Source organism: Sulfurihydrogenibium subterraneum DSM 15120, assembly GCF_000619805.1.
GTDB classification, from domain to species: Bacteria; Aquificota; Aquificia; order Aquificales; family Hydrogenothermaceae; genus Sulfurihydrogenibium; species Sulfurihydrogenibium subterraneum.
This window is the reverse complement of record NZ_JHUV01000010.1, coordinates 236,606-248,578: the sequence shown is the minus strand read 5'-3', so window position 1 is coordinate 248,578 and position 11,973 is coordinate 236,606. Positions and strand designations below refer to the sequence as shown.

At 32.1% G+C, this 11,973-nt stretch carries 14 protein-coding genes; 7 read left to right on the top strand and 7 right to left on the bottom strand.

Annotation, left to right across the window (positions count from 1 at the left end):
• The first annotated feature begins 161 nt into the window (after positions 1 to 161).
• The 4 genes from aroC (at position 162) to Q385_RS0105690 (ending at position 3,769) form a co-directional block, all read left to right on the top strand.
• On the top strand, positions 162 to 1,334 hold the full coding sequence (aroC, locus tag Q385_RS0105705; RefSeq protein ID WP_028950745.1) for a chorismate synthase: 1,173 nt from the start codon (positions 162 to 164) through the stop codon (positions 1,332 to 1,334).
• A gap of 84 nt (positions 1,335 to 1,418) precedes the next feature.
• Positions 1,419 to 1,637 (top strand): hypothetical protein, encoded by a 219-nt coding sequence (locus tag Q385_RS0105700; protein ID WP_028950744.1) that lies wholly within the window; start codon positions 1,419 to 1,421, stop codon positions 1,635 to 1,637.
• A gap of 7 nt (positions 1,638 to 1,644) precedes the next feature.
• Positions 1,645 to 2,742, top strand: coding sequence for a glycosyltransferase (locus Q385_RS0105695; RefSeq protein ID WP_028950743.1), 1,098 nt, complete (start codon positions 1,645 to 1,647; stop codon positions 2,740 to 2,742).
• Complete coding sequence (locus tag Q385_RS0105690; RefSeq protein ID WP_028950742.1) at positions 2,735 to 3,769, top strand: polysaccharide deacetylase family protein; 1,035 nt, start codon at positions 2,735 to 2,737, stop codon at positions 3,767 to 3,769. Before Q385_RS0105695 ends, Q385_RS0105690 begins: the two co-directional genes overlap by 8 nt.
• Here Q385_RS0105690 and Q385_RS0105685 read toward each other — a convergent pair.
• From Q385_RS0105685 to purL, 6 genes are read right to left on the bottom strand one after another with little or no spacing between them, the layout of a single operon-like run.
• A complete protein-coding gene (locus tag Q385_RS0105685) occupies positions 3,759 to 4,292 on the bottom strand; it encodes a hypothetical protein (protein WP_028950741.1) in 534 nt (177 codons plus the stop codon). The two genes, Q385_RS0105690 and Q385_RS0105685, sit on opposite strands and share 11 nt — an antisense overlap.
• Positions 4,289 to 5,242 carry a magnesium/cobalt transporter CorA gene (corA, locus tag Q385_RS0105680; protein ID WP_028950740.1) on the bottom strand — a complete coding sequence of 318 codons (954 nt, stop codon included), beginning with the start codon at positions 5,240 to 5,242 and terminating at the stop codon, positions 4,289 to 4,291. Before corA ends, Q385_RS0105685 begins: the two co-directional genes overlap by 4 nt.
• The gene (locus tag Q385_RS0105675; protein WP_028950739.1) at positions 5,235 to 5,849 is read right to left on the bottom strand and encodes a segregation/condensation protein A; all 615 of its coding nucleotides are present in this window, start codon (positions 5,847 to 5,849) and stop codon (positions 5,235 to 5,237) included. The genes corA and Q385_RS0105675 overlap by 8 nt, the downstream gene beginning before the upstream one ends.
• Complete coding sequence (gene lpxK / locus Q385_RS0105670; RefSeq protein WP_028950738.1) at positions 5,828 to 6,814, bottom strand: tetraacyldisaccharide 4'-kinase; 987 nt, start codon at positions 6,812 to 6,814, stop codon at positions 5,828 to 5,830. Before lpxK ends, Q385_RS0105675 begins: the two co-directional genes overlap by 22 nt.
• Positions 6,804 to 7,787, bottom strand: a complete 984-nt coding sequence (locus Q385_RS0105665; RefSeq protein WP_028950737.1) for an MBL fold metallo-hydrolase — start codon at positions 7,785 to 7,787, stop codon at positions 6,804 to 6,806. The genes lpxK and Q385_RS0105665 overlap by 11 nt, the downstream gene beginning before the upstream one ends.
• Complete coding sequence (gene purL / locus Q385_RS0105660; RefSeq protein WP_028950736.1) at positions 7,788 to 10,046, bottom strand: phosphoribosylformylglycinamidine synthase subunit PurL; 2,259 nt, start codon at positions 10,044 to 10,046, stop codon at positions 7,788 to 7,790. It lies immediately after the preceding gene.
• A 178-nt stretch (positions 10,047 to 10,224) separates the two neighbouring features.
• Between purL and Q385_RS0105655 the strand changes: the two genes are divergently transcribed.
• The gene (locus Q385_RS0105655; RefSeq protein WP_028950735.1) at positions 10,225 to 10,671 is read left to right on the top strand and encodes an Hsp20/alpha crystallin family protein; all 447 of its coding nucleotides are present in this window, start codon (positions 10,225 to 10,227) and stop codon (positions 10,669 to 10,671) included.
• Between the two features lie 393 nt (positions 10,672 to 11,064).
• Here the strand turns inward: Q385_RS0105655 and Q385_RS09335 are convergent, their stop codons facing one another.
• Positions 11,065 to 11,220: a hypothetical protein gene (locus Q385_RS09335; RefSeq protein ID WP_156925205.1), complete on the bottom strand. Its 156-nt coding sequence runs from the start codon at positions 11,218 to 11,220 to the stop codon at positions 11,065 to 11,067.
• 94 nt (positions 11,221 to 11,314) lie between these two features.
• Here Q385_RS09335 and Q385_RS09405 point away from each other — a divergent pair, with 94 nt between their 5' ends.
• Both Q385_RS09405 and Q385_RS0105640 read left to right on the top strand, forming a co-directional pair.
• Complete coding sequence (locus Q385_RS09405; RefSeq protein WP_169733170.1) at positions 11,315 to 11,488, top strand: hypothetical protein; 174 nt, start codon at positions 11,315 to 11,317, stop codon at positions 11,486 to 11,488.
• Positions 11,460 to 11,966, top strand: coding sequence for a hypothetical protein (locus tag Q385_RS0105640; protein ID WP_028950734.1), 507 nt, complete (start codon positions 11,460 to 11,462; stop codon positions 11,964 to 11,966). The genes Q385_RS09405 and Q385_RS0105640 overlap by 29 nt, the downstream gene beginning before the upstream one ends.
• Positions 11,967 to 11,973: the final 7 nt, after the last annotated feature.

Here is an 11,973-nt window from a genome sequence, read left to right as displayed (position 1 = left end):
ATTGTTCTTTAGGATATAAAACTCCTGCAGACATGCTTAAAAAATGTGATAAAATTTTTTAGGTGTAGGTGTTCACGATGTATAGAACTTATACATTTGCTATCAATAAATATAAAACCTTGCTATAATATAGCTATACTCTATACTTAATCGGAGGTATTATGCTTAGATTTTTAAATGCTGGAGAATCTCACGGACCAGCCTTAACTGCAATAGTGGAAGGTTATCCATCAAACGTTAAAGTGTCTTCAGATAGAATAAACCACGAACTTGCAAGAAGGCAAAAAGGGTACGGTCGTGGCGGTAGAATGAAAATAGAAAAGGATACTGTAGAGATTCTATCAGGTGTAAGGTTTGGTATAACACTGGGAACTCCTATAACCCTTATGATAAAAAACAAAGACTGGGAAAACTGGACAGATATTATGTCAATAGAAGGACAGCCTACAGATAAAAAACAGATTTTGGAACCAAGACCTGGACACGCAGACCTTGTTGGAGGTATAAAATACGGTTTTTATGACCTTAGAAACGTCTTAGAGAGAGCTTCTGCAAGAGAGACTACTACAAGAGTAGCAGTAGGAGCTCTGTGTAAAATCCTACTTGAAGATATAGGAATAAAAATAGGTAGCTACGTTTTATCTATAGGAGAAAAAAAGATAGATAAAAAAGATATAAAAAACCTATCCTACGAAGAAAGATTTGAAAATGCAGAAAAATCAGAAGTTAGAATACCTGTTTTAGGGAAAGATGAAGAATTTAAAGAATACATAGACAAAATGAAAGAAGAAGGAGAGAGTTTAGGAGGTGTTTTTGAAGTATACGCTTTAAACGTTCCAGTAGGACTTGGAAGCTACTCTCAGTGGGACAGAAGATTAGACGGTATCATTGCACAGGCTATAATGAGTATTCAGGCGATTAAAGGTGTAGAAATAGGTGAAGGTTTTAACCTTGCATATACAACTGGATACAACGCCCACGATGAGATATTCTGGGATAAAGAAAGAGGATTTTACAGGGAGACAAACAGAGCTGGTGGACTTGAAGGTGGTATGACAAATGGAATGCCTATAATAGTAAGAGCTGCTATGAAACCTATTCCTACATTAATGAGACAAAAGTCTTTAAAGTCTGTAAACGTAATAACTAAAGAGCCTTTTGATGCTGCAAAAGAAAGATCTGATATTACAGCAGTCCCAGCAGCTGCAGTTGTAGCGGAAAGTATGCTTGCTTTTGTTCTTGCAAGAGAAATACTTGAAAAGTTTGGCAACGACAACTGGATTGAAATAAAAAATAGAATCCAAGAGTACAGAGATTACGTAAAAAATTACTAAAAGGTAAAAAGTTGTCTATAGAAAAACAACCTAACGACTTGTTTTTTAAGATGGTGATGGGAAGAGATAGGAGGTGAAGAAAAAATGATGACACTAACAGAAAAATGGAAGATGGAAGGACTACAAAGAGGTATTATTGAAGGTTTAAGAGAAAGTATACTCTATACAGTGGAGTTAAAATTTGGTTCAGTTCCAAATGATTTTAAAGATAAGTTAAATACTATATCTGACGTTAACAGATTAAAAGAAATACAGAAAAAAGTTATATTTGCAAATACTTTAAACGATATAGTGGTAGAGTAAGCATAAGTTGAAAGTTTTACAAGTTGTTGACGGAACAGGCTGGGGTGGGACAAAGGAGCAGGTTTACCTAACTACAAGGGAGCTGAAAAAGTTAGGTATAGATGTCCATATAGCCCTTAACTTTGAATATACTCAGATGATAGAAAAATTAAAACCTTACAATATTCCAATACACTTTTTTGAAGAAAACAAACCAAATGCAAGATATAGATGGTTTAACTACAAAAGATTAATAGAGATAATAAAAAATAATAATTTTGACATAGTCGTTGCAAATTCACCAAAAGCTATGGATTATGTAAATATAGCTTATCTTTTTTTAAAACAAAAACCAAAACTAATAGCTGTAAGAAGGTCTGGAAGAGTGCCTTCTTTTATCTCAAAACATCTAAAGTATTCAAAAGCTGATAAAATTGTAGTAGTTTCAAAGCAAGTGGCAGATTTGTTAAAAGAAAATAACTTTTTCCCTGAAAAACTTGTAGTTATTGAAAGCGGTATAGATTTAGAAAGGTTTAAACCTCTTCCAGAAGAAAAGTTAAAACTAAGAGAAAAGCTAAACCTACCAAAAGATTACAAAATATTTATAAACGTAGCAAACTGGCAACTACAAGTAAAAGCACAGGATAAGTTAATACAGGCATTTTCTATGTTAAAATGTGATAACTGTTTACTTTTACTTGTTGGTTTAGATACTGAAAAGTATGCTTTAGAGTATGCAGAAAAGTTTGGAGTAAAAGATAAAGTGTTAGGACTTGGATTTAGAAATGATGTTCCAGATTTACTTAATGCAAGTGATTATTTTGTTTTATCTTCAAACTTAGAAGGTATTGCAGGAGCATTGCTTCAAGCTATGGCGACAGGAAAAGTTTGTCTGTCAACCTTAGCTGGAGGAATAGGAGAGTATTTAAAAGACGGTTATAACGGTTTTGCCGTAGAAGTAGGAGATGTAGAAGGATTGGGAAAAAAGATGGAAAGAATGTTAAACCTATCTTCACAAGAATATGAAACTATATCAAAAAGAGCTGTTGAAACTGCCACAAACTACTCTATTGAGAATACAGCGCAAAAGTACATAAAACTTTTTAAAGAGCTTACCAATGGCTGAGCTGTTTGTAATTTATTACCACAAAATCCTTCCAAGATGGGGATTTGACGTTTACTACAAAACTTTTGAAAGAGAAGTTAAAATACTAAAATCTTTCTACAATATTATAACCCTTGACGACGTTTACGATTATATCAAATCTGGAAAAACTCCAGATAAACCTTCTGTAGCTATCACTTTTGACGATGGTTATGCAGATAACTTTGTATATGCCTACCCTATTTTAAAGAAACACGGTTTAAAAGCTACTATTTTTCCAATAGTATCAAGGCTTATAAAAAAAGACACTGTAAGACCTACTCTTTTTGATTACTGGGAAGGAAAAGTAAGTTTTAATCAGCTCCACCAAGCTAAAACTATGGCAGATGCTAACTCAGAGTATCTAAGATATGGATATAGTCAAGATTTTTTAACAGTGCAAGAGTTAAAACAGATGAGTGATGTGTTTGATATTGGAGGTCATGCTTCTATCCACAGTAGAGTTTTCTACTCGGATGAGGTTATAGATTTTTACGATGGAAAAAACGGACACTGGAGCTTCCTGTATGCTTACGAAGAAGAGCCTCAACTTGGTTTTCCAATCTTTCCATCTTTAAACAACCTTGCGGTAGAAAGGTCTTTCTTAAAAAAAGAAGTTAAAGAGTACATAAAATCTTTGGATAAATCCTTTTTCAAACAAAAAAACTGGAAAGAGCTTTTAAAACAAAGACTAAAAGAAAATTTTAGCAGTTTAGTAGAGACAGAATCTAAAGAAGAAAGAAAAAACAGAGTTTATAAAGAGTTAAAACAATCAAAAGAAGAACTTAAAAATTTACTTGGTATAAAAATAAGACATTTTGCTTATCCATTTGGACATTACGATGAGACTTTGGTAGAGATAACAAAAAACTTTTTTGATACTGCTTTTACGACAGAAAAAAAGAGTATTAAAGAAAATACAGATTTACACAAAATTCCAAGATTTGCTATTGCAAAAGACTTTACAAGTTTTTTAGCAGTTTTAGGAAAGGCTAAATTTAAGAAATAGACTCATCTTCCTTTACTTGCTTTTTTATAAAGTCTCTACTTTTATATTCTATGTAGTCTTGATTTTTATAAACGTATCTAAATGTAGCAACATAGCCAATAAAAGCTGAAGTATGAAAAGCAAGCTGGACAGGAGATAGCAAACCTTCATCAAAGAAAAAGCTTAAAAGCTCAGATACTAAGACAGCAAAGAATAAAAATAAAAGTGTTATTCCATAAGCTAACGTTATTCTTCTGTTTATAATAAAATCCTTTTCTGTGTAAAGATTTTTTGCTTTTTGCTTTTCTTCTTCTATAAACTTTTCTACAATTCCTGCCTGTTTTTCCTTTATTCTTAGTATAAAAATGATAGCACTACTGTATAAAGTGGTAGATATTACAACCCAAACCGCCTTAAAAAAGTCTGCTTTCTCTGTTATGATTTCATTTTTATAAACAAAGTTAATCACTGATAAACCTAAAATAATTAAAAATGAAAATATTAACGTTGCTAAGAAAAGTAGCATAAGTTTTAATTTAATCATAGCCAACCTCTCTTTTTAAAGAAGTATAATGGCACTGTTGCAGTTAAAACCATCAAAAGTAGAGAGAAATAATAACCATACTTCCAGTGAAGCTCAGGTATGTTCTCAAAGTTCATTCCATATATACTTGCTATTAATGTAGGTGGAATAAAAATAGTTGTAATAACTGTAAATATCTTTATAACTTTGTTCTGTTCTATATTTAAAAGTCCCAAAAATGTGTTTTGTAAATAGTTTAACCTCTCAAAGTTAAACTTTGTATAATCTATAAGTGAGTTTACGTCTTTTATAAGTATCCTTATCTCTTCCCTTACGTCTGAAGGAAGTTTATAGCTTTTTAGTATAGATGATAAAACCCTCTGTTTGTCAATTAAAGACTCTCTTATAGTCATATTTAAATCTTCATAGTAAGAGATTGACTCAAAAACCGTTTCTGTTACATCAAGATTTCCAGATGAAACTACCTTTCCTAACTTTGATATCTCTTTAGATACATTTTCTAAAACGTCAGAGTCTGACGCTATCTTTATCTCCAAAATAGAAGAAAAAACGTGATAGCCTGTTTTATATACACTGGGATTTGTCATAAGTCTTCTTGCAAACTCACTAAAGGTTTTTAACTCTCTGTATCTAACAGTTATTATAAAATTATCTTTTATGATAAATGAGACTGTTTCATTAAATGCGTTTTCTCCATCTCTTATAAGAAAAAAAGTGTTTATCGTTATACTGTCTTCTTCTTCCCAGTATCTTGAACTTATCTCTATGTCTTCCCTTTCTTGAATAGATGGAAACTCTACTTTAAAGTTTTCTACTACCCAGTTTATTTCTTCTTGCGAAGGGTTATAAATATCTATCCAAAGAAGCGGAGATTTATCTTCAATAGGCTTTAAATCTTTGCACTGGTAAGACCGAATAATTAAGCCTTCTTTATAAAAGATTCTAATCATAAGTATAATTATACACTTGGACTGGCTCTATGTAAATTTCTTCGTAAGGTTCTTCTTGATAAAGATTGATTTTATTATCGTGATTTAAAAATAAAAGGGCTACAAATGCTTGAGGTTTGTTTGGATAATTAAGCTGGGAAAATTTTATTACTTCTTCAACCTGTTTTAACTCTTCTTCTAAGTACTTTATTGCATCTTCTAAAACTGCTTTTGCAAGTTTATAATCAAATGTATTTTGTTTTTTTACTGAGTTTTTTCTTTCGTATGGCTTTCTTTCTTTTTTAGGTTTTGTTTCTATTGGCGGTGATACATACTCTTTAAGGATATGGGCTATCTCTTCTATTGTATAAAATCTTTTTATACCAAATAATCTTTTTCTGCTAACATTTTGATTTTCTTCTTGCTGGTCTAAGGTTTCTGCTTTCATCTTCAGTAGTAAAGCTGCAACGACTAAAACTTTAGAAGCTGTTATTAAATCTGGAATGTACATATTTTTAATTTCTTGTAAAAACTTATCTGCCAAAACTGTAATGTCTATGTTCCAAGGGTCTATCTCACCTTTTAAAACAAGTTTTAAGATTACATCTAATGGGTTTTTTGTTTCCATAGCATTTCTTCCATAAAGTTATAAAACTCTTTCGGTAAAGTTAACTTATAACTTAAGGCTAAAACATTTTTAAATTTAGGTAATTTTATTATATCTTTTTCTGTTGTTAGATATGTTTTATCCGTATCTACTTTAAACTCTTCATAATCGTAATGGTCTGGTAGTGAAATAAACCTTTCTATAAAAAATCCATACTCTTTTGACAGATTCTCTAAAGCTACAAAAAACTGTTTATTATTTCCAAGTCCTGAAAAAACAATCACAGATTTGTCTTTTAAGTAAGAGAGTTCTTTGTAGTTTCCTTGTGTATCAATAAGATGCGGGAAGCTCTCTTGAGTTATAAAAAAAGGTTTATTGTATGTTTTTAAAATACTTAAAAACTCCTCTTTTTCTTTTACTTGACTGAATCTGTTTACAACAAAGCAGTCTGCAAATTTGTAAAAACTTTTTGGCTCTCTTAAATTGCCTGCTGGTAGTAATCTGTCTTCCCAGAAAGGTTTTGTTGCATCTATCAATAGAATATTTAAGTCTCTGTGGAGCTGAAAGTGTTGAAATCCATCGTCAAGTATGAAAACATCTACAGGGTATTTTTTTAAATACTCCAATCCAGACTTGTATCTATCTTTACCTATGACTACTTTAAGTCCTTTTTTTACCATTAAAAAAGGTTCATCTCCGCACGCTTTCCAATCTTTGTTTTTATCACAGAATAAAATTGGTTCTTTACTTTTTCTTTTATAACCTCTTGAAAGTATTACAGGATTTAGACCTTTTGATTTTAGATAGTGGGCAATTTCTATGGTTAGGGGTGTTTTACCACTTCCACCAACAGATAGATTGCCTACGGATATAACTTTTTTTGGGAGCTGTCTTTTCTTTAAAATATTTTTTTCATATAAAAATCTTCTTAAAAAAGCTAAACTACCGTATATTAAACTAAAAGGGTATAAAAAATTACGAAACATTAGGAAAGTACTTTCTTATCTCATCTAAAACTAAATCTTTATTTTTGCCATACCTTCTGGAAAAGTGAAACACTATAAGGTTTTTTACATTTGCAGTGTTTGCAATCTCAGCTGTTTGGGTAGTAGTCAAGTGGTAAACCTTCTCCGCTTGGTCTTTATCTCTTTCTAAAAATACAGCTTCACAGTAAAGATAATCCGAGTCTTTTACAAGCTCAACTATCTTTTTTCTGTTTTTAGGACTGTATAAAACGTCTGTAATGTATGATATTTTTATTCCTTTTTGAATGTAGCTATACTCTTGTTTTAAGTAATCATAGTCGTACTCTTTATCTCCTATTTTATAAGTTTTACCTTTATTCTTCTCATCAGAAAGCCAGTTCTTAAACTCTCCTATCTCTTTTCCCTTTAATGGGAGCTCTTGGACTTTTTCTTTTTTTAGATAAAGCTTATCTTTGTACTCAAAAGAGTATCCCATAACTTTTATTTTGTGGTCTAAAACTGCGTACTTTACCCTGTAATGTTCATTTTCGTAGATTATGTTATTTTCTGCTTTTTCTTCTTTTATAAAATCTTTTGCAAACTTTCTTTTTATGTTAAATTCGTAGTACTCGTATAAATCTTCTTTAAGGGATTTGACTTTAAAAATTATCTCAGGTTCAAACTCAACTAAATTCCACGTATAGCCTTGAAGTTTTGAGTACACGTTGTGAGATAGTGGGTCTATTCCAAAAATCTCAACTGTTTGAGGTCTTCCTAGTTTATTTCTTAACATAAAGTCAAAACCAATAAAGTGGTCCATGTGGGTATGGGTTATAAAAATCTTGTTTATCCGCCTTACTAAATCTCTGTCTAACTTGTATATGTTTCCTATATCAAAAAGTAAGTATTCGTTAAGAGATGGTATCTCTATAACAATTCCCGGGTCTTCGTACTTCTCATTTATTAAGTAATGTTTTATCCTTGGTTCTGACATTTATTTTAATAACTCTCCTAAACTGTTTTCATAAAGTTTCCTAAGATCAGTTATAGATGTGTTTATAACTTCTTTATCGTTTATTTTAACTGTTAGTTTATCTTCCTGTCTAATTTTTCCTACAACTTTAAAACCTATGCCTATTTCTTTTGCTAATGTTTGTAATTTTTCTAAATCTTTTTCTTCAAACGATATTACAACTATAGATCTAAGCTGGTCAAAAAGTTCAAAGTCTGGTCTGTAAGATGTTTGTAGGTCAATATCTAATCCTAAAGTCTGTTCTTCTTTAAAAGCAGACTCTAAAAGTGCAGTTATAAGACCGCCGTCTGATACATCGTGAGCTGACTTTATTAAAGTTTTACCTTTGTGTATAAACTCCATAAGTTTTAACTCTGTTTGTAAGTCAATCTTTCCAATATCTCCAGCAACTATGCCAAAAACTTCCTGTAAGTATTCACTTCCTGCTATGTTTGGTTTCTCGTCAACCTTTCCAACTAAAGCTATTAAATCTCCTTCTTTTTCGTAGAAAGATGGGATAGCTTCTTCCGCTTTGTCTAAAACTCCTACTGCAACGACTATAGGAGTTGGGTATATGTTTATTCTTTTATCTGATAAAACTGTTTCGTTATATAAAGATACGTTTCCACTTATAACAGGCACGTTTAAGGTTTTGCAGGCATCAGCCATTCCTTTAGTAGCCTGCTCAAACTGCCACATAATTTCAGGATTTTCAGGATTTCCCCAGTTTAAACAGTCTGTTATTGCAAGTGGTTTAGCCCCTGTGATATATATATTTCTAACAGCTTCCGCTACAACCCTTTTACCACCTTCGTAAGGCTCTAAATATACGTACTTTCCATTTCCATCAGAAGATATTGCAATACCTTTCTGAGTTTTTACTTCTGGTCTAACAGCCCATTTTAACCTTAAAACTGCTGCATCGTGTCCAGGTTTAAACACAGTATTAGTCCCTACTTCGTGGTCATACTGGGAGTAAATCCAAGATTTTTTAGCTACTGTTGGAGAAGATAAAACTTTTTTAACAGCTTCTAATAAATCAGGTTGTGGTAGTGTATCTTGATTAAAGGATTTTACTTCTAGTAGGTATGAAGGTTCTTTTCTTGGTCTGTTGTAAACTGGAGCATCATCTACAATGGCCGATATTGGCAAGTCTGCAACTTTTTCTCCTTTGTAAAATACTTCCATTCTTTCTGTATCTGTTGTCTCTCCGATTACAGCTGCTTCAAGCCCATGTTTTTTAGCTATTTTTAAAACTTCTTCAACATTTTCTTCGTTTACTGCGTATAGCATTCTTTCTTGGGACTCTGATAGAAGAATCTCGTATGGAGTCATACCTTCTTCCCTTAAAGGAACGTTTTCAAGATAAACTCTAACGCCCATATTAGATTTAGCACCAAACTCTGAGGTAGAACCTGCTAGCCCTGCAGCTCCAAAGTCCTGACAGCCTTCTATTAAACCTTTATCCATTACTTCCAATGTACATTCTATTAATCTTTTACCAAAGAATGGGTCTCCTATCTGAACGTTAGGTCTTTTTGATTCTGTTTCTTCGCTAAACTCAGCAGAAGCCATAGTTGCTCCGTGTATTCCATCTCTTCCTGTAGAAGATCCTACCATAACCATCTTCTGACCTAATTTAGTAGCTCTTGCCCTAAACATCTTGTCTTTTTCTAAAATGCCTAAACAAAAAGCGTTTACAAGTGGATTTCCTGCGTAAACTTCATCAAAGACAGCTTCTCCCCCTACAGTAGGAACGCCTATACAGTTTCCGTAAAATCCTATTCCCTCAACTACTCTTTTAACTATTGGTTTTGTATCTTTTATTCCTTTTCTACTACCATCTTTTCTTATATCTCCAAACCTTAAACTGTCAAAAAGAGCTATTGGTCTTGCACCCATTGAAAGAATATCTCTTATAATTCCACCTACACCTGTTGCAGCTCCGTGGAACGGCTCTATATAAGAAGGGTGGTTGTGAGACTCTATCTTAAATGCAACTGCATATTTATCGTCTATCTCAACTACTCCAGCATTTTCACCAGGACCTTGAATAACCCAAGGAGCTTGTATAGGAAAAACTTTTAAAAATGGTTTTGAAGATTTATAAGAACAGTGTTCACTCCAGAGAGCTCCAAAAACGCCCAGCTCTACTTCGTTAGGCTCTCTACCTATCAGCTGTAAAATTCTTTTATATTCTTCTAATGTTAAACCGTGAGCTTTTAAAAGTCTTTCTTCCATTTTTTTCTCCAATACATACAAAAGTATTGCAAATATTATAACATTAACGGATATTTATATTAAGGTTGGTTATGTTTTTAAACTTTAGTTTTTTATTATAAAAAACCTTGACAAAAGTGGAGTAAGGTTATATATTTATATTGATATTAATTAAAAAATTTAACAGGAGGTAAGGGACATGGACAGAAGATTAATACCAGCATTTGCAATCTCACCATTAAGAGAGCTTGCAAGAATTGAAAACGAGATTAACAAGTTTTTGAAAGAGTTTGTGCCTCAAGAAGTTACAACAGAAGTGGTAGCTTGGAAACCAAGAGTAGATGTTTATGAAAAGGATAACAGCATCATAATAGAAGCAGAGGTTCCAGGTGCTAAGAAAGAGGACATTGAAGTAAAAGTAAAAGACAACGCAGTTGTAATCAGAGGAGAAGTTAAGAAAGAAGAAGAGAAGAAAGAAGAAAACTACTACAGAAGCGAAAGATTCTACGGTAAGTTTGAAAGAGTTATACCTCTTCCAGCAGACGTGAAAGTAGAAGATGCAAAAGCAGAATATCAAGATGGAGTTGTAAAGTTAACTCTACCAAAAGCTACTTCTGAAAAAGAGGTTAAAATTGAGGTAAAATAATAGAAGAAAGGTGGGATTAATTCCCACCTTTTAATTTTAATTTTTTAGGTTAGAGGTTGAGTCTAAAAGATAAATATAAATAGATACTTCCTTAGAGAGATAATAATTAAAGCTCCACAGTTAAAGTTTTTAGATTACATAGGAGTCTCTGTTCTACTTGCTGTCTTAGCTTTAACTTACTATATTACAAAATATGTATTTAAAAAAGAGAAAAGTTATAAATTTAAAACACCGTTTAAAAAGAAAAGAAGTAAAAACAACGGAAGAGAATATTACTTCAACTTAAGCTTAAATCTATCTCTTCCATTATCTCTATTGTTTTAACAAGTGCGTTTATTATTTTATTGTAATGGGTAAATTCTTCTAATGATAAAGTTCTGCCATATCTGTCTTTTATGTATTTTTGGGTGGGTTTATAATAGTTATGGAGCTGTCTTTAATTAAACTTTGCAAAAGATTAGAAAAATCCTCTCTAAAAGTATGCTCTGTAGATAATCCAGTATCTAACTTATTTTGTAATTTTTTTAGATAGTCGTTTATAATTTTCATTTTCCAACCTGTTGTAAATTAATGCAAAATTATATCAAAAAGTTTTTTATAATATGATAAAATAAGAGATTATTAATCTATCTGGTGTAATAAAATGGAAACAGAAAGTAGCTGGTTTGAGCTTGCAGGTATTATCTTTTTCACTTGGATGGTTATTATTGTAGGTTTGCTTTGGGGTCTGTCTATAAAGGCAAGCTATAACGAAGAAAAGCAAAAACAAAAACAAACGGAAGAACAAAATGGAAACCCAGACAAAAAAAACACTTAACTACCCTTTTATAATCCTTACTGGATTTGGAGTAGTTGCAACTCTAATCTTTATCTTTCTTTTTGTTTATCAGCTCTCAGTTGGAAAAGTAAGACAGGAAGCTCTAATTGAGTATGCCTACCCTAAGATAACTCCCCAAGAGTACTTTAACGAGCTAAAGAATGTTTGTCAAAAAAATAAATTTGAGTTTAGAGAAATCGTAGTAGAAGAAAATTACTTCTTAGTCCAAATATACTCAAAAGAGTTTATAGAAAAAGCTAAAACTTTATCTCCTTCAGTTGTGCCTCTGGTAATAGTAAACCTAAGCATATCTCCATTGCCAGACGGAACAGCAGTAGTTGGAAACAATCCATACTTGTGGAGAGTAATGATAGAAAATAAAGAAGTTGACACCTTTGCAAAGGATTATGCTGAGCTTGTAAAACTACTGCTTAATGATGTATACTACTCTGTAAAACAAAAGAAAAAGACAATTTAGAGGGAGT